This is a genomic window from Polaribacter sp. Asnod1-A03 (assembly GCF_045063585.1).
Taxonomy (GTDB): domain Bacteria; phylum Bacteroidota; class Bacteroidia; order Flavobacteriales; family Flavobacteriaceae; genus Polaribacter.
Window position 1 is genome coordinate 1,272,749 of sequence record NZ_JBEFOE010000009.1, and the last position, 25,413, is coordinate 1,298,161.

The window sequence follows — 25,413 nt, forward strand, 5'->3', positions numbered from 1 at the left end:
ACATGAAAAAACTTAGCTTACTTTTTACACTTTCTTTATTATTAATACATTGTAAAACGCCAGAAAAAAAAGAAAAAATCATTGGTTTAACAACTAAAAAAGCGATGGTTGTTACTGCTAGAGAAGAAGCTTCTAAAATTGGTGCTGCTATATTAGAAAAAGGTGGAAATGCTTTTGATGCCATGTTTGCCACAGAAATGGCTTTGGCGGTTGCCTACCCTTTTGCAGGAAATCTTGGTGGTGGTGGTTTTATGGTGTATAGAAAAAATGATGGAGAAATTGGTGCTTTAGATTACAGAGAAAAAGCTCCTTTAGCGGCAACTAAAGACATGTATTTAGATGATGAAGGTAATGTAATTAAAGGTAAAAGCACTGCTGGAGCAATGGCTATTGGAATTCCGGGAACTGTTGCTGGTATTTTTTCGGCTCATAAAAAATTTGGAACATTATCTATCGAAGAAATTTTAGAACCAGTAATTGCATTGGCAAAACGCGGTGTTATTGTTACCAATAAACAAGCTAAAAGAATCAAAAATTACCAGCCTTCGTTTTTAAAAGTAAATAAAGACTCTATTCTTTTTACTAAAGATTGGCAAGAAAATGACACCATTAAATATCCTGCTTTAGCAGAAACATTAACTCTAATTCAACAAAACGGAAGAGACGAATTTTACAAAGGAGAAACTGCCAAAAAATTGGTAGATTTTATCCAAGCTAATGGAGGAATAATGACTGTAGAAGATTTAGAAAAATATGAAGCAAAATGGAGAACTCCCGTTACTTTTAATTACGATGATTTAAAAATTATTTCGATGTCTCCTCCTTCTAGTGGTGGCATTGCTTTAGCACAAATTATGAGAGCTATTGAACCTTTTGATTTGGATAAATTTGGTCATAATAGCACTAAATCAATTCAAGTAATTACAGAAGCAGAAAGACGTGCATATGCGGACAGAAGTTTCTTTTTAGGTGATCCTGATTTTGTGACCATTCCGCAACAAAAATTAATTTCTAAAGAATACGCCAAAGAAAGAATGGCTGATTTTTCTTTTGAAAAATCGACAAAATCAGCAGATGTTTCTCACGGAAATATAGAAATTATAGAAAGTGATGAAACTACACATTATTCTATTGTAGATCAATTTGGAAATGCTGTTTCTGTAACAACAACCTTAAACGGAGCTTATGGCTCTAAATTATATTCGTCTGAATTAGGTTTTTTCTTAAACAACGAAATGGATGATTTTTCTAGCAAACCTGGTGTACCAAATATGTTTGGTTTAATTGGTGCAAAAGCCAATGAAATTCAACCAGAAAAAAGAATGTTAAGTTCTATGACGCCAACGATTGTAGAAAAAGATGGCAAACTTTTTATGGTAGTAGGAACTCCTGGAGGATCTACAATTATTACATCGGTTTTACAAACAATTTTAAATGTACACGAATATAAAATGGGTATGCAAGAAGCTGTAAATGCAGCAAGATTTCATCACCAATGGCTGCCGGATGTTGTAAAAATGGAACCTAATAGCTTTGATAAAACAACAATCTCTGAGCTAGAAAAATTAGGTTATAATATTGATGAAGGAACTTCTAGAATTATTGGTAAAGTTTCGGCCATTTTAGTGTTACCAAACGATAGTTTAGAAGGTGGTGCAGACAAACGTGGAGACGATACAGCTGTTGGATTTTAATTTACTTTAGACATATAAAACTTTAAAAATTATGCAAGTACAACCATTTCACTTAGCAATTCCGGTGCAAAATTTAGAAAAATGTAGAACTTTTTACAGAGATATTTTAAACTGTGAAGAAGGAAGAAGTACAGAAAATTGGGTCGATTTTAATTTCTTCGGACATCAATTGGTTATTCATCAAAAAGATGATTTTAAACCGGAAAGAATTTCAAATCCTGTTGATGGACACGATGTTCCTGTTCCGCATTTTGGAGTCGTTTTAACTTGGGAAGATTGGCATGTATTATCAGAAAGATTAAAAGCTGCAAACACAAAATTTGAAATTGAGCCTTGTATCCGTTTTAAAGGAAAAGTGGGAGAACAAGCTACCATGTTTTTTAAAGACCCAGAAAATAATGCTTTAGAATTTAAAGCTTTTCAAGACATGAGCCAATTGTTTGCAAAATAATGCAATTAGTAGAAACTCATATTGTAGAAAAATTAGAAATCCCAATTCGTTTTCAAGAATACGGCGTTGGGATTTTTAATACAATCCCCACTAAATCTGGCATTAAAAAAGCCATCAAAAAAGAGCTTATTTTTATTGACGAAAATGTAGCTTCTACATCAAAGTTTATTTCTGGAGGAGAAAAAATTGAGCTTTATCAATCAGAAAATTCATCAACTTTTGAAAGATTACAACTAGATTTAGAAGTTTTATTTGAAGATGATTATTTAGCTATTATTTATAAACCAGCAGGGATTTTGGTCAACGGAAATAAGTTTGTAACCATTGCGAATGGATTAACTCAAAATCTAAAAAAGAGTACTTTATCTGATGCTGTAAAACCACAACCTATCCACAGATTAGATTATCCAACAAGTGGACTTTTATTAATAGGAAAAACAAGTGCTTCTATTATTGAATTAGGAAAAATATTTAAGAATAAAGAAATACAAAAAACCTATTTTGCAATTTCTATTGGTAAAATGAATTCTGAAGGTTTTATCAATTCTTTTATTGATAAAAAGGAAGCTTATACAAATTATACCGTTTTACAATCTGTAATATCTAAACGTTTTGAGTTTTTAAATTTGGTAAAATTACAACCAACAACAGGTAGAAAACATCAATTAAGAAAACATTTATTGTCAATAGGAAATCCTATTTTGGGTGACAAAGAATACTTTTTGGATGACAAAATTTTAAACGGAAAAGGATTGTATTTACACGCTGCTACTTTAGAGTTTATACATCCGTTTACGAAAGAAAAAATTTCTATTTCAAAAGAGTTGCCAAAGAAATTTACGAAGATTTTTCCTAATTTTTAATTCAAATAAAAATATTATAAAAACATCTTGATACGATTTTGTAAATAAACAAAATCACTCGATCTAACATTATGTAAATTAAACTGGTTGTAAGTAATGTCAGTTCGAGTGAAATTTCTTTTTCAGAAATTTTGTATCGAGAACATTTTAAATTTGAATAACTTCATTCATTGTTTTAGAAAGTCTGTTTATCAACTCAATCATTTCTTCTTCATTATACGTTGCAAAACCCATTCTTATAGAATTATGCCCAGAATTCGCATTATCATAACGTTGCCACTCGCCTATTTCTAGTTTGTGTTTTTTAGCAATTTCTGATACTGTTTTCCACGAATATTTTTTATCTAAAGTAATCCAAACTGCCATTCCTCCTTTTGGTTTCTCAAAATTAAAAATAGTTGGAAACTCTTCCTTTAAAAGTTTACAAAACAAATCTCTTCTAGTTTTATAAACTTTCATCACTTTCTTAATGTGTCTGTCTAAATCACCCGATTTTATAAAATCTTCAAAAGTCAATTCTAACAAAGCATCTCCTTGTCTATCAATAAATCTACGTTGATTTGCTGCTTCATTTACAAATTCTTTTGGTGCAATTACATATCCAACTCTAAAAACGGGCGCAACGGTTTTACAAACAGAGCCAATATAAATTACGTTTCCGTTTGTATCATGACTTGCCAAAGGTAAAATTGGCGAATGATTGTAATTAAAATCGTAATCATAATCGTCTTCTATAATTGCAAAATTGTATTTCTTCGCTAAATTTAATAAATGAATTCTTCTTTCCGCAGATAAAGTAACTGTTGTTGGATGATGATGATGAGAAGTTACATACACTGCATTTATTGATTTTTGCTTACAAATTTGTTCAATTTCATCGGTTACCAAACCATTTTCATCCACCGAAACTCTTACCAAATTTGTTTTTCTTTGTAAAAAATTAGTATCTGCAGAAGTATAATTTGTCTGTCCTACAATAATGTTATCATTCTCTTGTAACAATAATTTTGCAGATAAAAAAATGCCCATTTGACTTCCTCTAGTAATCAAAACATTGTCTTTATGAATGTTTAATCCACGTGTTTTATTTAAGTAATCTGCCAACGTAATCCGTAATTTTTCATTCCCAAAAAGTGATCCATAAGACATTTCTTTATAAATATCTTTTCTACTACAAATCCGCCTATAAGTTCTTGCCAAATCTTCTGTAGGCGTTAATCTTGCATCAGAAACACCATCATTTAAATACATAAAACCCTCTTTAATTTCTGGTGATATTCTTTCTAAGGATTTGTCTTTATAAAATTGAAATCCAATATTATTTATAGGTGAAATCTCTTTTTTTGACATCAATTCTTGTTGATGTAATTCTGGTAGTTTTGCATTGATAAACGTTCCTTTTTTAGAAATACTTTCTACCCAACCTTGTAACAATAATTCCTCATAACAAGCCACAACCGTTTTTCTGTGTACTTGCAGCATTTCTGACAATGTTCTACTTCCTGGCAACTTTGTTTCTGGCATTAATTTTCGTTCTTTAATCAATGCTATAAACTGATTAGATAACTGTAAATACAAAGCTTGCTTGCTTTTTCTATCTAATTGAAAACTGGTTTTATAAGGAAACATAAACTGGACTATTATCTATTTTAATTCTGGACGATTACAAGAGTCCATAAATGTATTATTTTTGATAAACAAAACAACTAATTATGAATAAAAAAGATTTGCAACCTAAAGAATACAACGAATATTACGCTAGATATATTGATAAAGTAGATGAAAACATCGAATTAAATATTGGTTTTGAAGTTGATAAAAAAATGGTAGTCGACTTTTTTAATACCATTCCTAAAGAAAAACAAGAATTTAGATATCAACCTGAAAAATGGACAATTAAAGAAATTTTGCAGCATATTATAGATACTGAACGTGTTTTTATGTATCGCTTCTTTTGTATTGCTAGAAACGACAAAACTGCTTTTCCTGGATATGAGCAAGATGATTATATAGCACCATCTGAAGCTAATAAAAAATCGATGGAAGACTTAATTGAAGAGTTTTCTATCACTCGTTTTTCTTCTTTAAATCTAATAAAAAGTATCTCTAAAGAAAACTTAAAAAATATGGGAACTGCAAGCAATTCTACAATTTCTGCAAGAGCTTGTGCTTTTATTCTTTTAGGCCATAGTGTTTGGCATATAGAAATCATAAAAGAAAGATATTTATAATGTTAGAAATTAGAAGAGCTAATAGTAACGATGCAATACATATTGCTTTGTTAGGTAGAATTACCTATACAGAATCTCATGGAGATTTTGTAGAAGACAAACAAAATTTATTAGATTTTTATAAAAAGTATTATTCTGTAGCTCAAATTAAATCAGAAATAAATGATGAAAACAATTTATTTTGGATTGTTTTTATTGATGAATTACCAATCGGTTTTGCAAAGCTTTCTTTAAATGTAAATTATGCTGACTCTAAAGACATCAATATCTGTAAACTACAACGTTTGTATATTTTAAATGATTTTATCAATCTAAAAATTGGTTCTCAATTACAAGATATTATTCTACAAAAAGCAATCGATTTACAATTTAAAACAATTTGGTTAACAGCTTATTATAAAAACACAAAAGGAATTCATTTTTACAAAAAATATGATTTCGAAAAAGTGGGAGAAATAGATTTTATTGTTGGAGAAACCAATTATCCTAATTTAATATTCGCTAAAAACTTATAGAAATGGAAGAATATCAAAAATCAAAATTAAATCGTGTAAAAAGAGGTGCAAATAGAGCAACTTATGATGTAGAAAAGATAAATACCATATTAGACGCTGGTTTTTTATGCTACGTAGGTTATATTTATGATGGAAAACCGATTACAATTCCGATGGCATATGCTAGAAAAGATGATAAAATTTACATTCACGGTTCTACTGCAAACCGAATGTTAGTTTCTATTTTAGAAAGCGGAGAAACATCAATAACCGTCATGCATTTAGACGGATTGGTTTTGGCTCGTTCTGGTTTTCATCATTCTGTAAATTATAGATCTGTTACACTGTTTGGAAGTTTACAAAAAATGGAAGAAGATGCTGATAAAACCGAAATTTTAAAATGGATTGTAAATCAAATGGTGCCCAATCAATGGGATTCTTTAAGGCAAATAAATCAGAAAGAATTAGATAGAACTTTGGTGGTAGAATTTACCATAGAAACGGCTTCTGCAAAAGTGAGAGATGTTGGTGTAAATGATGAACCAGAGGATTATGAATGTGATGTTTGGGCAGGAATTGTACCTGTAAAACAAGTGGCAGAATACCCGATTTCAGATGAAGGAAAACCACAGCAAATGAAAATACCAAAACACATTTTAGATTATTATGAAGCCAACAAATAGTTTCTTCTTTTAAAAAATATTAATTTAGCTTCTGATTTTTTTAATTTATAAAAATGAAGAAGCTTTTTAAATTTATCGGAATTATATTATTACTTATAATTGCTGCTATTACTATTTATTATTTTGTAAATAATGAAGCTTTACCAAAAGGTAAAAAAGGAAAAGAAGCTGAGGCTTTGGCAACTAAAATGTTTGATGCATTAAACCATGAAGCGTATGAAAATACCGAAGTTTTAAAATGGAGTTTTAGAAACGAACATCATTATACTTGGTATAAAAAAGAAAATATTGTTCATATTTCTTGGGCGCAATACAAAGTAACGCTACACACTAAAGAAATAGAAAAATCTGAAGTTTATATTGATGGTAAACTTACTGACAACAAAGAAATCGTTAAAAAAGCACAAGATTTTTTTAACAACGATTCTTTTTGGCTAATTGCACCTTATAAAATTTTTGATGCCGGCACACAAAAAAGCATTGTAAAACACGAAGACCAAGATGCCCTTTTAATAACTTACACTTCTGGTGGTTCTACTCCAGGTGATTCTTATTTATGGATTTTAGATGAAAACTACTTACCTATTTCTTTTAAAATGTGGACTTCAATAATTCCTATTGGTGGCGTTTCTGCAACTTGGTCTGATTTAAAAAACACAAAATCTGGTATAAAATTACCTACAAAACATACACTTTCTTTATTTGGATTAGAAATACCAATGGGCAATGTAAAAGCCTATAACGAAAAAGCAGATGTTTTGGCTAATATTGTTTTAAAAGCCATTAAGCATAAAAATTATGAAAATACTCGTTTTATAGAATGGAGTTTTGCTGGTAAACGTTCTTTTAAATGGGATAAAGAAAAACATATTGTAGATGTTTCTTGGGATACAATTCGTGTAAATTTACATCCGCAAGAAAAAGAAAAAAGTACAGTTTTTTACAATGAAAAAAAGCAAGAAATTGCTGATACTAAAATTGTAAAAAGAGCTTGGGATATTTTTAATAACGATTCTTTTTGGTTAGTGGCTCCGCATAAATTATTTGATTACGGAACTATTAGAAGTATACAAAAAATTGACAATAAAGAAGCTTTATTAGTAAAATACACAACTGGCGGTACAACACCTGGAGATTCTTATCTTTGGATTTTAGACGAAAATTTTATTCCAAAAAGTTATAAAATGTACGTTCCGAGTATGAAAATGAACGGAGTTTCTGCTACTTGGCAAGATTGGACTACAACAGAAAGTGGCACATTACTACCAACAAATCATACTTTTTCTGGCGGTAGAAATTTAAGTATGGGAACTGTAAAAGCATACAACTAATGACATCTAAAACAATTGCAAACGGAATTTTAAGAGCTTTAGCCATTATAGTTGGTATTCTATTTTTGGGCTATTTCTTATATATGATTCAATCTGTAATTGTATACATTATTATTGCTGCTGTTTTATCTTTAATTGGGCGTCCGTTAATTTTATTTTTAACTAATAAATTAAAATTCCCTAAAACAATTGCGGTTATTACAACCATGTTTTTAATGTTGAGTTTACTAACAGGGTTGGTCTTTTTATTTATTCCACTAATTTTAGAGCAAGGTAAAAGTCTTTCTCTTTTAGAAGTTGATAAACTACAAATTAACATACAAGATATTTTTAATGAAATAACAGTTTATTTTTCATCTAAAGGAATTGACGTATTAAAAGAGTTAGAAAATATAGATATTGTTTCTCAATTTAAAACAATACCAGATATTTTAAATACTATTCTTGGTGCATTAGGTACATTAAGTATTGGCTTATTATCCATTTTATTCATTTCGTTTTTCTTTATGAAAGACAGCAAATTACTTAAAAATGGCGTTTTAACATTAATACCAAATAAATCTGAAACACGTTTTTCTAAATCTTTAGAAACTATAAATAATCTATTAGCCAGTTATTTTATTGGTTTAATTATTCAAATAACCGTTCTATTTGTAATTTATACAATTGTCTTACTAAGTTTTAATATTTCTAATGCAGTTGTTATTGCCTTTTTATGTGCTATGCTAAATCTAATTCCTTATGTGGGACCTTTAATTGGTGGCGTTCTGATGTTTATTTTATCGATGTCTAGCAATATTGGTTTAGACTTTCAAACAGAAATTCTACCTACTTCTTTATGGATTATGTTCTGTTATTTATTAGCTCAATTATTAGATAATTTTGTGAGCCAACCTGTAATTTTTTCTAAGACTACAAAATCTCATCCTTTAGAAATCTTTTTAGTGATTGTAATTGGCGGTTTACTATTTGGTGTTTTAGGGATGATAACTGCTGTACCTTGTTACACTGCTTTAAAAGTAATTTTAAAAGAATTTTTATCAGAAAATAAAATTGTAAAATCCTTAACAAAAGACCTTTAATTAGCTTTGAATCTTAACCTTTTACAACCAAAAGCACAGCAATTTATTGTTGATAATTTAAAATCTAACATTACAAAACTGATTTTAAAAGGAAGTCCTTTTGATGAAATTTCTGTGCAAGAATTAGCAAATCAAATTATAGCAAAACAAAAATCGGAACAAAAGCTTGCTACTTGGTTTAGTACTAATAATATTTATTTTCCGCCAAAACTTAGTATAGAACAAACTTCATCTGAAATTACAGCAAATTACAAAGCTAACTTGGTACAAGGTAACAGTATCATTGATATTACAGGTGGTTTTGGTGTTGACTGTTTCTATTTTGCTAAACAATTTAAAAAAGTTACACATTGCGAGATTAATGAAGATTTATCAACAATTGTAAAACACAATTATCAACAATTAAAAGTAAACAATATCACTACTTTTTCTGGTGATGGAATTCATTTTTTACAAAATTCTGATAAAAATTTTGATACTATATACATAGATCCATCAAGAAGAAATGATATAAAAGGGAAAGTTTTTTTACTACAAGATTGTTTACCAAATGTACCAGAAAATATTGATTTTCTATTTTCTAAGACCAATCAAATTTTAATTAAAAATTCACCAATTTTAGATATTTCTAGTGCAATATCAGAACTAAAATTTGTAAAAGAAATACATATAATTGCTATTAAGAATGAAGTTAAAGAAGTGCTTTTTTTACTCGAAAAAAATTACGAAAGCAATATTCAAATTAAAACAATCAATCTTTTAAAAGAAGGTTCTCAAAAATTTGATTTTAACCTTAATGAAATAGTATCCTCAGAATATTCCGAACCACTTGCTTATTTATATGAGCCAAACGCTGCCATTTTAAAATCTGGTGGATTTCATCAAATATCAAAACAATTGAATCTCTTTAAATTGCATCAACATTCTCATTTATATACTTCCTCTAATTTAATTGATTTTCCTGGTAGAATTTTTAAAATTGATTCAGTTTTAAATTATGATAAGAAAAAAATAAAAAGACTCATCAAGGAGAAAAAGGCAAATATTACCACTAGAAATTTTCCTAAAACAGTTGCACAAATTAGAAAAGAAACTAATTTATCTGATGGTGGAAATAATTATCTATTTTTTACTACAGACAAAGAAAATAAATACATCTGTATTTTATGCTCCAAAATAAATTAGTTAATAATAAAATAAAAATTTTTATTTAAATAACTAGATTTAGTAAATTTAACGAAAAAGAAAACTATTGATAATCAACTTTAATTATTGATGTTTTCAAAAGAAATATACTATGAAAAAATATTACTTATTATTCTTTATTGCATGTTTTTCTCAATTTTTATTTTCTCAAGAAATAATTATTCCTGAGAAAAAAACACAAAAATCTTTTTCTAAAATAGATTTTGTTTCTTTAACAATGCCAGAAGATGAACCAAATATGGGTTTTGCTGGTTTACATTATAATTTAATGCTTAATGATTGGGCATATACAGGTTTGGGGCTTTATGGATCTGTATCTGGTGATAGAGGTGGTTTTTTTACATTAGGGATTAATGCCGGTGTAAAAAAACATTTTACAGATAACTTTTATGTAGATACTGGTTTCCATTTTGGTGGTGGTGGTGGTGCTGCAGCACCTGATGGTGGTGGTGCTTTTATTTTGCCTCATTTTAATTTAGGGTATGATTTTAAACATTTTTCTATAAATTCTGGTTGGAGTTATGTTAACTTTTTTGACAAAGGAAACATCAAAGGACATCAATTAAATGTTGCTTTAGAAATTCCATTAGAGTATGCATATTCAGATTATAAATCTTCTGAAAGTGAATTTGACTATAGTCTTTTAAAAGATTCTGATTGGAATGTAAATTCTAAAAGAATTTCTTTAATGTTTCATTTAAATAATTTAAAAATTTTAGGAGATGATGATAATGCTAATATAAAAACCTTTGGTAGAGCTACCATAAAACTTGCTGGTTTTGAATTAGCCACTTATCTAACTAACAACTGGTTTACTTTCTTAAAGTTAGATGGAGCTTATGATGGAATAAAAGCGGGTTATATGGATGTTTTTTTAGGAGCTGGATATCATTCATCTTTCAACAATAACAATACAAATATTTTAGCCAAATTTGGTATTGGAGCTGGTGGTGGTGGTAGTGTAGACTCTAAAGGAGGTTTTCTATTGTATCCAGATATATCAATTGAACAGAAAATTTTTGATGATATTTTTCTTTCAATCAATAAAGGTTATGTAATGTCTCCTAATTCTCATTTTCATACATCTTCTTTTGGTGTTGGTATAAAATATTATGTAGATAGAAATGGAGTTGTATCTAATGACAAAGCATTTACTTCAGGGAAATTTAAAGGCATAGAAGTTATTACAAAACAAGAAATTTATTTTAATCCAGAAAGAGAAGAAGGTAAACCTACTGAAAACATGCAGCAAATATCTGTACAAGTTAACTTAAACTTTAATAAAAATTTCTATGTTGCAGGTCAAACTTCTTTTGCTAATTTTGGTAATGCTGGTGCATATGCAGAAGGGATAGTTGGTTTAGGAGCTAGTACAAATCCGTTTCTAAATAATAAAGCAACTCTTTTTGCACAAGCCTTAGCCGGAGCTGCTGGCGGTGGAGATATTTTAACCGGACAAGGTTTAATAGTAAAACCTAGTATTGGTTTTGACTATCAATTAAATAATACTATAAGTTTAAGAAGTGCTGTAGGTTATGTTAAAGCAGTAGGAAAAGGAGAAATAAGTAATCCGTTTTTAAATTTTGGAATTAAATACAATTTTTCTTTTTTAAAAGTTAAGTAAAAACAATGTTTAAAAAAAAGGAGTTTAATTTATAAATTAAACTCCTTTTTTTATTAATGATTAAAGTCTTAAAACAAAACTTATATTTTAAAGAATGGATTTTATTATATCAGAAATAGTAATTCCTTCTGCTTCTGCTTTGTAATTTTTTACAATTCTGTGAGATAATATAGGTATCGCAACTGCTTTTACATCTTCTATATCTGGCGAATATTTTCCTTTAATAGCTGCGTGTGCTTTTGCTGCTAAAATTAGATTTTGAGATGCTCTTGGTCCTGCTCCCCAATCCAAATATAATTTTATAAACTCCGTAGCTTGATCTGATTTTGGTCTTGTTTTGCCAACCAAACCTACTGCATATTCTATAACATTATCGGTTACAGGTATTTTGCGTATTAGTTTTTGTACTTCTATTATTTCTTCTGATGAGAACAGTGGGGTAATTGTTTTAACAATATTACTTGTTGTATTTTTTACTACTTCTACTTCTTCTTTAAAAGTAGGATACTCTAAAGAAATAGAAAAAATAAATCGATCTAGTTGAGCTTCTGGCAAAGGATAAGTACCTTCTTGCTCTATTGGATTTTGAGTAGCTAAAACAAAGAATGGTAAATCTAATTTATATTGATGACCAGATACTGTAACAGAACGCTCTTGCATTGCCTCTAACAACGCTGCTTGGGTTTTTGGCGGTGTTCTATTAATTTCATCTGCCAATACTATATTAGAAAATATTGGTCCTTTTATAAATTTAAACTGTCTGCTTTCATCCAGAATTTCACTCCCTAAAATATCCGAAGGCATTAAATCTGGTGTAAATTGTATTCTTTTAAAATTAAGACCTAAAGCATCAGAAATTGTATTGACTAATAATGTTTTTGCTAAACCAGGCACACCTATTAAAAGAGAGTGTCCTCCACAAAAAACAGACAAAAGCGTAAAACTAACAGCATCTTGCTGCCCAATAATTACTTTTCCTATTTCAGCTTTTAATGCGTTGTATTTTACAACTAAGTCATCTATAGCTTTAACATCAGACATTACTTACTAATTTCTTTTTTCCAGTTTTTGTTAAAAACACATTTACTGTGTCCTTCTCCTATTTTAATATAAGTATCTTTAATTTTTTCTTTAGACCATTTCTCAATTGTTTCTTCTTTCTTTTTTTGAAGTGCTAATTGCTGAACTTTCTCATAATCATTTACAATATCAGCGATATGAGTATCTGTTCTATCTTTCATTAAAATAAACTTAAACATCTTATCTCCTGCTCTAGACTCATCATAAAAAGAAGTAGTCATCTCTCCTTTTTTAAGGTCACTAACTCTTGCATAAAAAGCAGGATCCATTCTTGTTAAGTCAAATCTAGATTCTCCTGTAGATGGATTTATAATTAATCCTCCACTATTTTTAGAATCTTCATCGTTAGAATACTTTTTTACAGCTTCTTCAAAAGTAATTTTACCTTCTTTAATCTCTTCTATAATTTCATTTGTTTTTTCTTCTAGTTCTTTTAATTTATCATCTGGTACAACAGGTTTCATTAAAATATGAGAAGCAATTCTAGTATTACCTTTTATAGCATGCAATTGCATAATGTGGTAACCAAACTCTGATTTAAAAGGTTCTGAAACTTGATTTACATCTAAAGTAAATGCCATTTCCTTAAATTCTTTAATAAAATTAGATTCTTTAGTTACAGTATATTCTCCTCCATTACTTGTAACACCAGGATCATCAGAATTAATAATAGCTTTCATCTTAAAGTTAGATCCGTCTTCTATTTGCTTTTTAATCTCATTTAACTTAGCTACAACTCTCTCTTCTTCTTCTTTTGTTGGTATTGCTTTTAAAACAATTTGAGCTAATTCTATTTCTGCAGGAAACTGAGGTAGTTCTCCTTTTTCTTTTAATCCATTAAAGTATAAACGAACCTCTTCTGGAGTAACATCAATTTTTTCTGTAATTTTTTGTTGTTCTTTTTCTATTAGAACATTTTCTTCTTGTACAGTTGTTAACTCCTTTTTTAAATCTTCTAAATCATTAAAACCATACGCTTTAATTACTTTTTCTATACTACCATACTGTTGTGTAAAGTATTGGATACTTCTCTCTACCCTAGACGAAACTTCTGGTTCTGATACAACAACACTATCTACAACTGCATGATGCGCTAATAACTTTTGTTGCATCAATTCTTCTAACATTTCACAATCTGAAATTGTAATCTTTCCTTCACTTCTAGTTTCTACTTCTTGTTTAAACTTATCAATATCAGACTCTAAAACAATATTTTTACCAATAACTACTGCTACTCCGTCTATTTTTACTTTTTGTGCAGAAGTTTGTAATGCTACAAACCCTAAAAAGGTAAATAGTGATAATTTAATATATTTTGAAATTGTTGTTTTCTGTTGCATCTTTTACTATTATTTTTTCTATCTCTCTAATTAATTCGATTTTACGTTTATGTAAAATCAGTTGTTCTATAGTCTCTTTAATGTAGCTTAATGGAGCTATAGAATTACGTGGTAAAACATCTTTTATAGACACCAAATATAAACCTATTGAGTCTTGTTTTTCGATGAATTTTGTTTTTTTTAACAGTTTTTCTTTTGAAAAAGGGAGTTTTAACAAAATGTTATCTAATTGTGTCCAAGTCGAATCGTTAAATTGATGACTTTTAAAACTTAACTCTTGTCTTTCTAACTTTTCTAAGTCACTAATACTATCTGATTTAAAAAGTTTTAAAATTTCTTTTTTATCATTTATAGTATTATCAACATGAAGATATCTTATTTTAACCAACTCTTCATTCAACTTAAAATTTTCTTTATTTACTAAATAATACTCTTCTAATTCTTCTTCTGTAATAAGAGTATCTAATTGCTCTTTTACTAATTGTTCTTTGTAATTATTAATTAGTAAACTTTCTTTATAACTTTTTACTAAATTATTTATTTTATTAACGGTTTCTAAAGAACTATTTTTCTTAGACTTGTCTAATAACAACCTTTTAATTGCCCAATTTTGGATAAAACTTTTTATTAAAACAATACTATCCTCTTTTCTTATATTTTCTGGAGTTAAATTTAATAAATCCTTCTTATATAGCTTTTCTGTATTAACAGTTGCTACTACATCAGATTCAATATCTTCTTTTTCTTGCATTTTAAACAAATTACAAGAAGTAAAAAGAACTACTACAATTATAAAAGGTAAAAATCTCATTAATTATTTTCGTAAAATTTAATTAATTTTTTCAACTCTTTTTTAGATATCTTTATTTTACTTTTTTTCCTTAAATCAGCAATCCAATTTTCTTCTAAAAAATTTTGATAATCGTTAATTACCTTCCCTTTTGATTTTTCCAAATCTCCGGTTTTATAATTAGATTTATTATCATCAAAATATTGTTTTAAACCCAAAGTATCTTTAGAAGCTTTATTCCAAATTTTTTGCTGCATTAGTTCAAAAAGCAATAATCCGTCTTCATACTCTTTTAATGTATATGCATATTCTGGCTCAGTATAAACTAAATTATCTTTATAATAAGTAAGTATTTGATCCTCTTTAAACATATCAAAAAGTTTAAAAACAGGTAAATGCCTTCTGTTTCTAATATACTTTATAAAAGTTTCTTGTGTTATATTTTTTTCGTTAATACTAATAATATTTTTTTGTAAAGAATCTTTAGGAATAGATCTTAATTTTTTATTATTTAAAATCTTTTTAGCCTTTTCGTACTCAACAATCGTATAATCCTTTCTTAATTTATTTAAAACAGCTTGTTCAGAAAGTTGCATTCTAGAACTCTTTTTTATTTTTTCTTTTAACTCTTTTTCCATTTCCTTAAAAGAACGGATTGGATATTTTTTAAGTAAAGTAACAATATGCCACCCAAAACGAGTTTTAAAAGGTTTAGAGAAATCACCCACTTTTTCTAAAGAAAAAGCAGCTTCTTCAAAAGGTTTTACCATTTTACCAGTACCAAATCTACCAAGTTTACCTCCTTTTATTTTTGATCCTGGATCATCTGAATATTTTTTAGCTAAATCTGCAAAATTTTCTTTGTTTTTTAATTTGATGTAAATACTATCAATTTTCTGTTTGCCTATAGAAGTAGTATCTCCTATTAAAATATGAGCTGCTTCAATTTCTCCTTTAGATTCCTTAAAATCATCTACAATAATAATATGATAACCAAATTGAGTTTTAAAAGGTTTAGAAATTTCTCCAATTTTAGTAGAATAAGCTGCATTTTCAAAAGCATAAACCATATTAAAAGCAGAAAAATAACCTAAATTACCTCCGTTTCCTTTTCTACCTGTCTTAGGATCGTCTTGTGCAGATTTATCTTCAGAAACCTCTCTTGCTACTTCTTCAAAACTTTCTCCATTTAAAATTCTATCTCTAATTTTAGAAATTTTATTATACACAGTAAGTGTGTCATTTGGTGACGCATCTCTAGATAATCTTAATAAAATATGTTTAGCTTTAACTTTATTTTTTGTTCTATAATAAATGTCTTTTACTATATCATCTATAAAAGTTGTATCCTGTAAATAGGGTGCAGAGAGTTGGTTTTTATAAGTTTCCATTTCCCTCTTATAAGATGGCAATGTGTCTAATTTTAAACGATAAGCTTCTTTTACTTTTAATTTATAGTTAATATATAATTCTAAATTTTTAGTTACACTTTTGGCTTCATCATTGTCTATTGCATCTAAGTTTTTTTCATACACTCTTTTAAACTCATTTACAGTTGTATTTTCTCCATCAATAGTTACCAATACTTTGTCTTTATTTTGAGAAAAAACAGACAAAGACAATAAAATACTTAAAACAAATAATAAAAATTTACTCTGCATAATAGTATAAAATTATAAAGAAATAATACCCTTAATTTTTTCTGCTTCTTTGTAATAAGAAATTACATCATCAGAACTTTTTATATTTAATACGATAGAAACACTCGTATATTTTCCTGTTTTAGATTTTTTTGTTTTTATTACTGCTCCGGTATTATCAAACAAATCTTCTACTTCTTTAACCTGGTCTCCGTCTGAAGGCACAATAAATTTATACAAATAGTCTGCAGGAAAGCTAGTTGTATCTTCTAACTGAACTTTTAACTTATCATAAAAGGCTTTCTTATCACTCATCTTATATACTTCTTTTACAAATTGTTTTAAATAACAAGACACAAAATTACATTAAAAATTAGTTTTATAAAGGGAATCATTTATTTTTGTGAAATGCAACAAAAAATTCTATTGATTGGCGGTCCAGGAACTGGTAAAACTTCGGTTTTAAATGAATTAATTTCGAGAGATTTTTTTTGCTTTCCAGAAGTTTCTAGAGAAGTAACTTTAAAAGCACAAGAACAAGGAATTGATCAACTTTTTTTAACGAAACCTTTATTGTTTAGCGAAATGTTATTAGAAGGTAGAGAGCAACAATATTTAGATGCAGAAAAATCTGATGCTGAACTTATTTTTTTTGATAGAGGAATACCAGACGTACATGCTTATCTCGATTTTTTTAGCACAGAATATCCAACAACTTTTTTAGAAAAAAGTAAAAAATATAGGTACGATAAAGTTTTTCATTTTTCTCCTTGGAAAGAGATTCATTTAACAGATAATGAACGTTATGAATCTTTTGAAGAAACAGTAGAAATAGACTCTTTTTTAACAAAAACATATACAGATTTAGGCTATCATATTATTAATGTTCCTATTGCTAGCATAAAAAAAAGAACCGATTTTATAATTAATTCGCTTTCTTGCGATTTATGATTTCTTCTAAAGAAATATTAAAAAAATATTGGGGTTTTTCTGATTTTAGACCTTTACAAAATGAAATCATTTCTGCTGTTTTAGACCAAAAAGACGTAATTGCTCTATTACCAACTGGTGGCGGAAAATCAATTTGTTTTCAAATTCCGGCTTTAGCCAAAGAAGGTATTTGCTTGGTAATTTCTCCTTTGATTGCTTTAATGAAAGATCAAGTAGAAAACTTAAATCAAAAAGGAATTAAAGCCGCAACTTTTCCTTCTGGTACATCTCAAGATGAATTAATCACCTTATTTGATAACATAAAATTCGGTGGAGTAAAGTTTCTATACATTTCTCCAGAAAGATTGCAATCATTTTTTATCCAACAGAAAATAAAGGAATTAAATATTAATTTAGTAGCAATTGACGAGGCTCATTGCATCTCGGAATGGGGACATGATTTTAGACCATCTTACAGAAATATAAAAATTTTAAAAGAACTAAAACCCGATGCTAACTTTATTGCTTTAACGGCAACTGCTAATCAAAAAGTACTTTCTGACATTTCTAAGAATCTTCAGTTGAAAGAGCCAACTATCTTTAAAAAATCATTTTTTAGAGAAAATTTAGCCTATCAAATTTTTACGATAGAAGATAAACTGCAACGTTTGCTTCAAATTTTCACCAAAACAAAAAAGCCAGCAATTGTTTACGTTAATTCAAGAAAAAAAACAGAACAAATTTCAGATTTTTTAAATGCCAATAGTTTTAAAAGTTCTTTTTATCATGCGGGTTTATCATCCGTAGAAAAAAATATTTCTTTTAACAATTGGATGACGGAAAAAACATCCATAATTGTAGCTACAAATGCTTTTGGTATGGGAATTGACAAACCAAATGTTGGTTTGGTTATTCATTTAGACATCCCTTCTAGCATAGAAAATTACGTGCAAGAAACTGGTAGAGCCGGTAGAAATGGTTTAAAATCTTTTGCAGTTTTATTATTTAATAAAAGTGATGTTTTACTATTTAAAGACAGATTAGAAAAAACATTGTTAAGCATCAAAGAAATTAAAGAAATTCATAAAAAATTATATCAATATTTTAGAATTCCTTTAGGCGAAATTCACGAGGAATCTTACAATTTTAATATTTTAGAATTTAGTAAAAAATATAATTTTTCGGTTTTAAAAGTTGATGCTGCAATTAAATTATTTTTTAATAATGGTATTATAGAAATCAGCAATAATTATAACAAAAAATCTACATTACAATTTATTGTAAGTAGTAAAACAGTTTTAAATTATTTAGATAAAAACCCAACTCTTAAAAAATTTACTAATGTAATTTTAAGAACATATGCTGGTTTGTTTGAAGAAGAAGTTAAAATTGATGAATTTTTTATTGCAAAAAAAATAGGTTTAACCACAAATCTTGTGTTGGCTAATTTAGAGCATTTACAAAACAATGAAATTATAAACTATAATGCCATAAAAAGTGATGCGGAAATTACTTTTTTATTGCCTAGGGAAGATGATTATACGATCAATCGATTTTCTAGAGAAATGAAACAATTTATCCATCAGAAAAAACAAAAATCAAAAGATTTAATTCAATTTATTAATAACAATTCGGTTTGTAGAAGCATTCAAGTCTTAAATTATTTTGATGAAATAAAAACTGAAAAATGTGGCATTTGTGATGTTTGTATTTCAGAAAAAAAGAATGCTGTTAAAAATTTATCATCCGAAATTGTTTTTCTACTAAAGAAAGAACAAGCTTTAAGTTCATCAGAAATTAGTGAAGCTTTAATTGCGAATAAAAAAGACATTTTAATACATTTGCGTCAACTTTTAACAGATGATAAAATTAAAATAAATCATCAAAATAAATACCAACTAAATTTATAATTATGAAAGACTTACGTATTGTTTTTATGGGAACTCCAGATTTTGCTGTTACTATTTTAAAACACTTAGTAGATAATGATTATAATGTTGTGGGTGTAATTACAGCTTCTGATAAACCTGCCGGAAGAGGTAGAAAATTAAACGAATCTGCTGTAAAAAAATACGCAACTTCTGTTAATTTACCCGTTTTACAACCTACAAACCTAAAAAACGAAGACTTTAATAAACAATTAAAAGAACTAAAAGCAGATTTACAAATTGTAGTTGCTTTTAGAATGTTACCAAGAGTAGTTTGGCAAATGCCTAAATATGGTACATTTAACCTACACGCTTCTTTACTGCCAGAATACAGAGGTGCAGCACCAATACATTGGGCTATTATTAATGGAGAAACAAAAACCGGTGTAACTACCTTTTTTATTGATGATAAAATTGATACTGGAGAAATTATTTTACAAGAAGAAATAGAAGTATTAGAAACAGAAACAGTTGGTACTTTACACGATAAATTAATGTTTTTAGGTGCAGATTTAGTTGGTAAAACAGTAGATTTAATTGCCACAGAAAATGTTACAACTACAAAACAACCCGATTTAGAAGAAAAGTCTGCTTCTAAATTAAACCCAGAAAATTGTAGAATAGATTGGTCGGATTCTTTAGATAATATTTACAATAAAATTAGAGGTTTAAATCCTTTTCCTGCAGCTTGGACAATTATTAAAAATGACGAAGAAGAAATATCTTCTAAAATTTATGGAGTTAAAAAAGAAAATGAGCTACATAATTTTGCTGTAGGTAAAATTATAACATCCAAAAAAGAATTAAAAGTTGCTGTAAACGGTGGCTATATAATTATTAATGAAATAAAAATAGCTGGTAAGAAAAAGATGGATTCTAAAAGTTTATTAAATGGTTTTAGTTTTTCTACTGAATCAAAAATGTTATAACCTCTTTGTTCACAAGGTTTTTTTAGTCCTTTTCAATTTTACAATCATCTTTATTAACAATTTTCATTATTTTATTAACAAAACCATTTTTTTTAAGCTTCAAATTTGTGGAAACCCTTAATCCGTCTATCTTTGTTAGGATTTAAAGGAAACAATTTATTCTATTAATATTAAAAAATAATCTATTATGAACAAGTCAGATTTAATTGATGCAATGGCTGCTGATGCAGGAATTTCTAAAGTAGCAGCTAAAGCGGCATTAGAATCTTTTACAGATAACGTAACTTCTGCTTTAAAAGAAGGTGGAAAAGTAGCATTAGTTGGTTTTGGAACATTCTCTGTTTCAGAAAGAGCAGCTAGAACTGGTAGAAACCCACAAACAGGTAAAACTATTGAAATCGCTGCAAAAAAAGTAGCTAAGTTTAAAGCAGGTGCTGGATTAAGCGATGCTGTAAACTAAGAACTTATTATTTAAGTTTTATAAACTCTCTTTTTTAAAGGGAGTTTTTTTTTATCATTTTTTTTATTTACATTTAGGAAAATAATAATTTAAAATTCATTTTTTTGAAAATAAATAAAGGTAAATTATTAATTGCAGAGCCAACAATCTTAAATGATAACTCTTTTAATAGAGCTATTATTTTGCTTACAGAACATACCTGTAATAATTCTGTTGGTTTTATTTTAAACAGACCTTTAGATTACACTGTTAACGACTTACTCCCAGAATTAAATTGTAACTTACCTATTTATCAAGGAGGGCCTGTTGAACAGGACAATTTATATTTTATACATAGTATTCCTGACTTAATACCAGACAGTATTGAAGTTGAAAATGGAATTTTTTGGGGTGGAAACTTTGAATCTTTAAGAAACTTAATTAAAGAAGACAAGCTCTATAACTCTGATATTCGTTTTTTCTTAGGATATTCTGGTTGGAGTAAAAACCAATTAGAAGATGAAATGAATCAAAACTCTTGGTTTCTTTCTGAAAATGATTTTGAAAATATTTTTTCTGCAGATAATGAAAGCCTATGGAAAAACAAACTGTTACAAAAAGGAGGTCGTTATAAATTATGGGCAAATGCTCCTAGTGATTTTAATTTAAATTAAACTCCCGCTATTTGTAACACTCTTAAGTTATTAGCTAATTTTAAACCTATTTCTGTCGTAAATACTTTCTTTTTATAACTTGTTACAGGCTGTATACCTACAATTGCATTTGTTATAAATACTTCATCTGCTTTTTGAATCTCAAAAGGAGAAATTGATGTTTCTTCTAAAGTGAAATCTTTATTTTTACTAATAATTTCAATTACTTTTTTTCTAGTAACTCCTTTAATACAACCTTCTGTTAAAGCAGGTGTTTTTATAACATTTCCTTTTACAACAAAGATATTTCCATTTGTTACTTCAACAACTCCTTTTCTTTCGTTTAATAAAATACAATTATCTAGATCGTTTTCATCAGCATAAATACTTGCCAATGTATTTAGCATTTTATTATTTGTTTTTATTGTGGATAAAAGTCCAGAATAATTATAAAAGTCTTTAAAAACATCTAAGGAATATGTTTTACTTATTTGAGGAACATATTCTTTTGCCTCAATTGTAAAATCTATTTTATTTGATGTTGGCTTGTATAAACCTCCATCTTTTCTAAAAACATTTAACCTTACTCTAAATGTATTTCCGCTTTCTTTAAGTTTAACGGTCTTTAAAATTTCTTTTTCTAAAAACTCTAATGTAAATTCTAAAGGAATTTTCATTCTTAACATTCTCATTGAAGCCATTAACCTAAAATAATGATCCTCTAAAAAAACAACTTTATTGTTTAAAACTTTAATTGTTTCAAAAATAGCATCTCCATACTTAAAAGCCCTATTTTCAATTGATAGTTTTAAATTTTCTGAATAAAGTAATTCTCCATTAAAGTTAATCATGACTACAAATTTTAAGGCAGCAAAATTAACGTATTTTAAAAGATTAAGAGAGAAAAACTTAACAATTATGTCAACTTTTTAACCCTTTTATTAACTACTTAAGCACCTATAGTATGCTTTAGTTCTTCTACCTGACTTTCCCACAATTGCTTAGCCTCTTCTACATCATCTTCATCATCTGCAAAATCTGTAACAATTAAAGATACGTCCTTGGTAAGAGCATCCACTTGAATTTTCATTTCGAAAAAACTATCGTCACCTTCACTCTCTAACCATTTAAATCTAATTCTATCATCAGATTTTTTAATTATTAATTCAGCAAGTTCTTCTTCTCCTTCCCAAACAAAACTAAATATTTTACCTCTAGCATTTACTTTATCAGCAAACCATTCTTGTAAATTAGATGGTGACGATATATATTGATATATCATATTTGGTGATGCTTTAATAGCTATTTCTACTTCAAACTTTACTTTATCCATTATTGTTTTCTTATGCTCACAAGATAGTTATTAATTCTATTTAAAAAAAATTTAAAACACTCCTTGTTAGTTTATAAAATTCTATTATATTTGCAGCCTCAAAGTAATGGCGAGGTAGCTCAGTTGGTTAGAGCGCAGGATTCATAACCCTGAGGTCACGGGTTCAAATCCCGTTTTCGCTACAAGTAAATGGTTAAAAAACAGTTTAGTTAACTCTAAACTGTTTTTTTTTTACAAAAGAGTTTATTTTAAAGCTCTAAACATATAAATAAAAAAAAGCGAGTCTAATGCTCGCTTTTTTTTATTTATATGTAAGAACTAATAATTTAAACTACCTATCTACATCATAGATGCAGCAATCTTTTTATAAGTTCCGTTTTCTAATTTTTCTCTAATTGCAGAAAAAGCAGTTATAGTTTCATCTATATCATCTTGATTATGTGTTGCTGTTGGTATTAATCTTAAAATAATTAATCCTTTAGGTATTACAGGATAAACAACAATAGAACAAAAAATTCCGTGATTTTCACGTAAATCATTTACCATAGCCATAGATTCTGGTATATCACCTTTTAAAAACACGGGTGTAATACAAGTTTGTGTTGTTCCTAAATCAAACCCAGCATTACGTAATCCAGATTGTAAAGCATTGGTATTCTCCCATAATTTAGCTTTTAACTCTGGCATTGTACGCAACATATCTAAACGTTTTAATGCTCCTTTAACCATTGCCATAGGTAATGATTTTGCAAACATTTGAGAACGCATGTTATATTGTAAAAACTGAATTACATCTTTATTACCTGCAAAAAAAGCTCCAATACCTGCCATAGATTTTGCAAAAGTTGCAAAATAAACATCTATTTCATCTTGTACACCTTGTTCTACACCAGTTCCCTTACCTTCTTTACCTAAAGTACCAAAACCATGTGCGTCGTCTACTAAAAGTCTAAAATTGTATTGTTTTTTTAAAGCAACAATCTCTTTTAAACGACCTTGTTCTCCTCGCATACCAAAAACACCTTCAGAAATCACTAAAATTCCTCCACCTGTTTTTTCTGCCATTTTTTGAGCACGGATAATATTTTTTTCAAAACTCTCCATGTCGTTATGTTTGTAAACAAAACGTTTACCTGCATGTAGACGAACACCATCTATAATACATGCATGCGTATCCATATCGTAAACAATAATATCATTTTTAGTTACCAATGCATCTATAGCAGACACCATACCTTGATAACCGAAATTTACTAAGTAAGCAGCTTCTTTTTCTACAAAGGCAGCACATTCTTGCTCTAATTGCTCATGATATTCAGTATGCCCAGACATCATTCTAGCTCCCATTGGGTAAGCCATACCATGTTCTGCAGCAGCTTCTCCATCTACTTTTAAAACTTCTGGATGATTTGCTAAACCTAAATAATCATTTATACTCCAAGTAACTACTTTCTTACCATTAAAAGACATTCTGTTAGATATTGGTCCTTCTAGCTTAGGAAAAACATAATAGCCTTCTGCTTGTTTAGCCCATTTTCCTAAAGGTCCTTTATCCGCCTCTATTCTTTCAAATAAATCTTTCGTCATGTTCTCTTTATTATTTTTTTTCGAAATGCAAAGTAACCGCTTTTTTTGCAGTTTATCAAATTGTTAAGTACTCAATTATAGTTACAAGAAATCATTTTCTTTCATCCATTCGTCGCTATAGATTTTATTCATATAACGAGAGCCATGATCAGGGAAAATCAAAACTACAAAACTATCATCATTAAAAACCTTTTTTTCAGCATACTGCTTAGTAGCTTGCATTACAGCACCACTTGTATAACCAGGAAAAATACCTTCTTGTTTTACTATAGATCTTGCCTCTAAAGCAGCCTCTCTATCAGAAACTTTTTCATAAACATCTATTATATCAAAATCTGTAGCAGTAGGAATTAAGTTTTTACCTAAACCTTCTATTTTGTAAGGTTTTACCTCATTTAAATCTAACTTTCTGGTTTCATGATATTTTTTAAGAACAGAACCTATAGCATCAACTCCTAAGACTTTAATATTAGGGTTTTGTTCTTTTAAATATTGTCCTGTTCCAGAAATAGTTCCTCCTGTACCACTTGCAACAACTATGTGAGTTACCTTCCCTTCCGTTTGTTTCCAAATTTCTGGTCCTGTAGTTCTATAATGTGCTTCTGTATTTAATTCGTTAAAATACTGATTGATATAAACCGAATTTTTTGTTTTTTTGTGAATTGTTTTGGCTACTTCATAATAAGATCTGGGATCTTCTGGCGGAACATTAGCAGGACAAACATGTACCTCTGCTCCCATTGTTTTTAATAAATCTATCTTATCTTTAGATGATTTATCACTAACAGCTAAAATACATTTATATCCTTTTACAATACTTATCATTGCTAAACTAAAACCAGTATTACCAGAGGTAGTTTCTACAATTGTAGCTCCTTTTTTAAGGATTCCTTTTTTTTCTGCGTCTTGTACAATATGTAAAGCAATCCTATCTTTTGCTGAATGACCCGGATTAAAAGCCTCAAACTTTGCATAATAGCTACCCGGTAGATTTTTTGTTATCTTATGAAGTTTAATTAGAGGAGTTTCTCCTACTAATTCTAAAATTGAGTTTGTAATTCCGTTATTTCTAGTCATTCTTAGATAATTATCAAAGTAAATGTCA

At 28.5% G+C, this 25,413-nt stretch carries 25 protein-coding genes and 1 tRNA gene; 16 read left to right on the top strand and 10 right to left on the bottom strand.

Annotated elements, in window-relative coordinates:
- Nucleotides 1–2: 2 nt before the first annotated feature.
- Genes ggt through ACJJVY_RS06150 form a run of 3 tightly spaced genes read left to right on the top strand, consistent with a single transcriptional unit; the run spans nucleotide 3 to nucleotide 3,008 of the window.
- Nucleotides 3–1,694 (top strand): gamma-glutamyltransferase, encoded by a 1,692-nt coding sequence (gene ggt / locus ACJJVY_RS06140; RefSeq protein WP_405606125.1) that lies wholly within the window; start codon nucleotides 3–5, stop codon nucleotides 1,692–1,694.
- Nucleotides 1,695–1,725: 31 nt separating this feature from the next.
- Nucleotides 1,726–2,145, top strand: a complete 420-nt coding sequence (locus ACJJVY_RS06145) for a VOC family protein (RefSeq protein WP_405606126.1) — start codon at nucleotides 1,726–1,728, stop codon at nucleotides 2,143–2,145.
- A complete protein-coding gene (locus ACJJVY_RS06150) occupies nucleotides 2,145–3,008 on the top strand; it encodes an RluA family pseudouridine synthase (protein ID WP_405606127.1) in 864 nt (287 codons plus the stop codon). The genes ACJJVY_RS06145 and ACJJVY_RS06150 overlap by 1 nt, the downstream gene beginning before the upstream one ends.
- A 147-nt stretch (nucleotides 3,009–3,155) precedes the next feature.
- Here ACJJVY_RS06150 and ACJJVY_RS06155 read toward each other — a convergent pair whose 3' ends face one another.
- The gene (locus tag ACJJVY_RS06155; protein WP_405606128.1) at nucleotides 3,156–4,637 is read right to left on the bottom strand and encodes a PLP-dependent aminotransferase family protein; all 1,482 of its coding nucleotides are present in this window, start codon (nucleotides 4,635–4,637) and stop codon (nucleotides 3,156–3,158) included.
- 83 nt (nucleotides 4,638–4,720) lie between these two features.
- Between ACJJVY_RS06155 and ACJJVY_RS06160 the strand changes: the two genes are divergently transcribed.
- From ACJJVY_RS06160 to ACJJVY_RS06190, 7 genes are all read left to right on the top strand, one after another.
- Nucleotides 4,721–5,239 (top strand): DinB family protein, encoded by a 519-nt coding sequence (locus ACJJVY_RS06160; protein ID WP_405606129.1) that lies wholly within the window; start codon nucleotides 4,721–4,723, stop codon nucleotides 5,237–5,239.
- Entirely contained in the window at nucleotides 5,239–5,754 is a 516-nt protein-coding gene (locus ACJJVY_RS06165) for a GNAT family N-acetyltransferase (protein WP_405606130.1), read from the top strand. Before ACJJVY_RS06160 ends, ACJJVY_RS06165 begins: the two co-directional genes overlap by 1 nt.
- Nucleotides 5,755–5,756: 2 nt before the next feature.
- Entirely contained in the window at nucleotides 5,757–6,416 is a 660-nt protein-coding gene (locus ACJJVY_RS06170) for a pyridoxamine 5'-phosphate oxidase family protein (protein ID WP_405606131.1), read from the top strand.
- A 53-nt stretch (nucleotides 6,417–6,469) separates the two neighbouring features.
- Nucleotides 6,470–7,747 carry a hypothetical protein gene (locus tag ACJJVY_RS06175; RefSeq protein ID WP_405606132.1) on the top strand — a complete coding sequence of 426 codons (1,278 nt, stop codon included), beginning with the start codon at nucleotides 6,470–6,472 and terminating at the stop codon, nucleotides 7,745–7,747.
- Entirely contained in the window at nucleotides 7,747–8,829 is a 1,083-nt protein-coding gene (locus tag ACJJVY_RS06180) for an AI-2E family transporter (protein ID WP_405606133.1), read from the top strand. The genes ACJJVY_RS06175 and ACJJVY_RS06180 overlap by 1 nt, the downstream gene beginning before the upstream one ends.
- A gap of 6 nt (nucleotides 8,830–8,835) precedes the next feature.
- A complete protein-coding gene (locus ACJJVY_RS06185; RefSeq protein ID WP_405606134.1) occupies nucleotides 8,836–10,014 on the top strand; it encodes a class I SAM-dependent methyltransferase in 1,179 nt (392 codons plus the stop codon).
- A gap of 112 nt (nucleotides 10,015–10,126) precedes the next feature.
- On the top strand, nucleotides 10,127–11,659 hold the full coding sequence (locus tag ACJJVY_RS06190) for a hypothetical protein (RefSeq protein ID WP_405606135.1): 1,533 nt from the start codon (nucleotides 10,127–10,129) through the stop codon (nucleotides 11,657–11,659).
- An 87-nt stretch (nucleotides 11,660–11,746) separates the two neighbouring features.
- On the opposite strand, the gene ACJJVY_RS06195 is transcribed toward ACJJVY_RS06190, so the two are convergent.
- The 5 genes from ACJJVY_RS06195 to ACJJVY_RS06215 are packed head-to-tail and all read right to left on the bottom strand — an operon-like array spanning nucleotide 11,747 to nucleotide 16,824.
- Nucleotides 11,747–12,700 (bottom strand): AAA family ATPase, encoded by a 954-nt coding sequence (locus ACJJVY_RS06195; RefSeq protein WP_405606136.1) that lies wholly within the window; start codon nucleotides 12,698–12,700, stop codon nucleotides 11,747–11,749.
- Nucleotides 12,700–14,079 carry a peptidylprolyl isomerase gene (locus ACJJVY_RS06200; RefSeq protein ID WP_405606137.1) on the bottom strand — a complete coding sequence of 460 codons (1,380 nt, stop codon included), beginning with the start codon at nucleotides 14,077–14,079 and terminating at the stop codon, nucleotides 12,700–12,702. Before ACJJVY_RS06200 ends, ACJJVY_RS06195 begins: the two co-directional genes overlap by 1 nt.
- A complete protein-coding gene (locus tag ACJJVY_RS06205) occupies nucleotides 14,045–14,890 on the bottom strand; it encodes a hypothetical protein (RefSeq protein WP_405606138.1) in 846 nt (281 codons plus the stop codon). Before ACJJVY_RS06205 ends, ACJJVY_RS06200 begins: the two co-directional genes overlap by 35 nt.
- Complete coding sequence (locus ACJJVY_RS06210; protein WP_405606139.1) at nucleotides 14,890–16,530, bottom strand: peptidylprolyl isomerase; 1,641 nt, start codon at nucleotides 16,528–16,530, stop codon at nucleotides 14,890–14,892. Before ACJJVY_RS06210 ends, ACJJVY_RS06205 begins: the two co-directional genes overlap by 1 nt.
- A 12-nt stretch (nucleotides 16,531–16,542) precedes the next feature.
- Nucleotides 16,543–16,824, bottom strand: a complete 282-nt coding sequence (locus tag ACJJVY_RS06215) for a DUF493 family protein (protein ID WP_405606140.1) — start codon at nucleotides 16,822–16,824, stop codon at nucleotides 16,543–16,545.
- A 93-nt stretch (nucleotides 16,825–16,917) separates the two neighbouring features.
- Between ACJJVY_RS06215 and ACJJVY_RS06220 the strand changes: the two genes are divergently transcribed.
- The 5 genes from ACJJVY_RS06220 (at nucleotide 16,918) to ACJJVY_RS06240 (ending at nucleotide 21,409) form a co-directional block, all read left to right on the top strand.
- On the top strand, nucleotides 16,918–17,460 hold the full coding sequence (locus tag ACJJVY_RS06220) for an AAA family ATPase (RefSeq protein WP_405606141.1): 543 nt from the start codon (nucleotides 16,918–16,920) through the stop codon (nucleotides 17,458–17,460).
- Nucleotides 17,457–19,349: an ATP-dependent DNA helicase RecQ gene (locus tag ACJJVY_RS06225; RefSeq protein WP_405606142.1), complete on the top strand. Its 1,893-nt coding sequence runs from the start codon at nucleotides 17,457–17,459 to the stop codon at nucleotides 19,347–19,349. The genes ACJJVY_RS06220 and ACJJVY_RS06225 overlap by 4 nt, the downstream gene beginning before the upstream one ends.
- Nucleotides 19,350–19,351: 2 nt before the next feature.
- Nucleotides 19,352–20,296: a methionyl-tRNA formyltransferase gene (gene fmt, locus ACJJVY_RS06230; protein WP_405606143.1), complete on the top strand. Its 945-nt coding sequence runs from the start codon at nucleotides 19,352–19,354 to the stop codon at nucleotides 20,294–20,296.
- Between the two features lie 187 nt (nucleotides 20,297–20,483).
- Nucleotides 20,484–20,756 (top strand): HU family DNA-binding protein, encoded by a 273-nt coding sequence (locus tag ACJJVY_RS06235; protein WP_405606144.1) that lies wholly within the window; start codon nucleotides 20,484–20,486, stop codon nucleotides 20,754–20,756.
- 98 nt (nucleotides 20,757–20,854) lie between these two features.
- On the top strand, nucleotides 20,855–21,409 hold the full coding sequence (locus ACJJVY_RS06240) for a YqgE/AlgH family protein (protein WP_405611602.1): 555 nt from the start codon (nucleotides 20,855–20,857) through the stop codon (nucleotides 21,407–21,409).
- Here the strand turns inward: ACJJVY_RS06240 and ACJJVY_RS06245 are convergent.
- The gene (locus tag ACJJVY_RS06245; RefSeq protein ID WP_405606145.1) at nucleotides 21,406–22,239 is read right to left on the bottom strand and encodes an aminotransferase class IV; all 834 of its coding nucleotides are present in this window, start codon (nucleotides 22,237–22,239) and stop codon (nucleotides 21,406–21,408) included. The two genes, ACJJVY_RS06240 and ACJJVY_RS06245, sit on opposite strands and share 4 nt — an antisense overlap.
- A gap of 98 nt (nucleotides 22,240–22,337) precedes the next feature.
- On the bottom strand, nucleotides 22,338–22,721 hold the full coding sequence (locus ACJJVY_RS06250) for an START-like domain-containing protein (RefSeq protein ID WP_405606146.1): 384 nt from the start codon (nucleotides 22,719–22,721) through the stop codon (nucleotides 22,338–22,340).
- 108 nt (nucleotides 22,722–22,829) lie between these two features.
- Between ACJJVY_RS06250 and ACJJVY_RS06255 the strand changes: the two genes are divergently transcribed.
- Nucleotides 22,830–22,903, top strand: a tRNA-Met gene (locus tag ACJJVY_RS06255).
- 157 nt (nucleotides 22,904–23,060) lie between these two features.
- On the opposite strand, the gene ACJJVY_RS06260 is transcribed toward ACJJVY_RS06255, so the two are convergent.
- Entirely contained in the window at nucleotides 23,061–24,308 is a 1,248-nt protein-coding gene (locus tag ACJJVY_RS06260) for an aminotransferase class I/II-fold pyridoxal phosphate-dependent enzyme (RefSeq protein WP_405606147.1), read from the bottom strand.
- A gap of 81 nt (nucleotides 24,309–24,389) precedes the next feature.
- Nucleotides 24,390–25,385, bottom strand: coding sequence for a PLP-dependent cysteine synthase family protein (locus ACJJVY_RS06265; protein WP_405606148.1), 996 nt, complete (start codon nucleotides 25,383–25,385; stop codon nucleotides 24,390–24,392).
- Nucleotides 25,386–25,413: the final 28 nt, after the last annotated feature.

Excerpts from the sequence above, each read along its gene's own strand:
- ggt (WP_405606125.1), top strand. The coding sequence starts at position 3 with ATGAAAAAACTTAGCTTACTTTTTACACTTTCTTTATTATTAATACAT.
- ACJJVY_RS06145 (WP_405606126.1), top strand. The coding sequence starts at position 1,726 with ATGCAAGTACAACCATTTCACTTAGCAATTCCGGTGCAAAATTTAGAA.
- ACJJVY_RS06150 (WP_405606127.1), top strand. The coding sequence starts at position 2,145 with ATGCAATTAGTAGAAACTCATATTGTAGAAAAATTAGAAATCCCAATT.
- ACJJVY_RS06155 (WP_405606128.1), bottom strand. The coding sequence starts at position 4,637 with ATGTTTCCTTATAAAACCAGTTTTCAATTAGATAGAAAAAGCAAGCAA.
- ACJJVY_RS06160 (WP_405606129.1), top strand. The coding sequence starts at position 4,721 with ATGAATAAAAAAGATTTGCAACCTAAAGAATACAACGAATATTACGCT.
- ACJJVY_RS06165 (WP_405606130.1), top strand. The coding sequence starts at position 5,239 with ATGTTAGAAATTAGAAGAGCTAATAGTAACGATGCAATACATATTGCT.
- ACJJVY_RS06170 (WP_405606131.1), top strand. The coding sequence starts at position 5,757 with ATGGAAGAATATCAAAAATCAAAATTAAATCGTGTAAAAAGAGGTGCA.
- ACJJVY_RS06175 (WP_405606132.1), top strand. The coding sequence starts at position 6,470 with ATGAAGAAGCTTTTTAAATTTATCGGAATTATATTATTACTTATAATT.
- ACJJVY_RS06180 (WP_405606133.1), top strand. The coding sequence starts at position 7,747 with ATGACATCTAAAACAATTGCAAACGGAATTTTAAGAGCTTTAGCCATT.
- ACJJVY_RS06190 (WP_405606135.1), top strand. The coding sequence starts at position 10,127 with ATGAAAAAATATTACTTATTATTCTTTATTGCATGTTTTTCTCAATTT.
- ACJJVY_RS06195 (WP_405606136.1), bottom strand. The coding sequence starts at position 12,700 with ATGTCTGATGTTAAAGCTATAGATGACTTAGTTGTAAAATACAACGCA.
- ACJJVY_RS06200 (WP_405606137.1), bottom strand. The coding sequence starts at position 14,079 with ATGCAACAGAAAACAACAATTTCAAAATATATTAAATTATCACTATTT.
- ACJJVY_RS06205 (WP_405606138.1), bottom strand. The coding sequence starts at position 14,890 with ATGAGATTTTTACCTTTTATAATTGTAGTAGTTCTTTTTACTTCTTGT.
- ACJJVY_RS06210 (WP_405606139.1), bottom strand. The coding sequence starts at position 16,530 with ATGCAGAGTAAATTTTTATTATTTGTTTTAAGTATTTTATTGTCTTTG.
- ACJJVY_RS06215 (WP_405606140.1), bottom strand. The coding sequence starts at position 16,824 with ATGAGTGATAAGAAAGCCTTTTATGATAAGTTAAAAGTTCAGTTAGAA.
- ACJJVY_RS06220 (WP_405606141.1), top strand. The coding sequence starts at position 16,918 with ATGCAACAAAAAATTCTATTGATTGGCGGTCCAGGAACTGGTAAAACT.
- ACJJVY_RS06225 (WP_405606142.1), top strand. The coding sequence starts at position 17,457 with ATGATTTCTTCTAAAGAAATATTAAAAAAATATTGGGGTTTTTCTGAT.
- fmt (WP_405606143.1), top strand. The coding sequence starts at position 19,352 with ATGAAAGACTTACGTATTGTTTTTATGGGAACTCCAGATTTTGCTGTT.
- ACJJVY_RS06235 (WP_405606144.1), top strand. The coding sequence starts at position 20,484 with ATGAACAAGTCAGATTTAATTGATGCAATGGCTGCTGATGCAGGAATT.
- ACJJVY_RS06245 (WP_405606145.1), bottom strand. The coding sequence starts at position 22,239 with ATGATTAACTTTAATGGAGAATTACTTTATTCAGAAAATTTAAAACTA.
- ACJJVY_RS06250 (WP_405606146.1), bottom strand. The coding sequence starts at position 22,721 with ATGGATAAAGTAAAGTTTGAAGTAGAAATAGCTATTAAAGCATCACCA.
- ACJJVY_RS06260 (WP_405606147.1), bottom strand. The coding sequence starts at position 24,308 with ATGACGAAAGATTTATTTGAAAGAATAGAGGCGGATAAAGGACCTTTA.
- ACJJVY_RS06265 (WP_405606148.1), bottom strand. The coding sequence starts at position 25,385 with ATGACTAGAAATAACGGAATTACAAACTCAATTTTAGAATTAGTAGGA.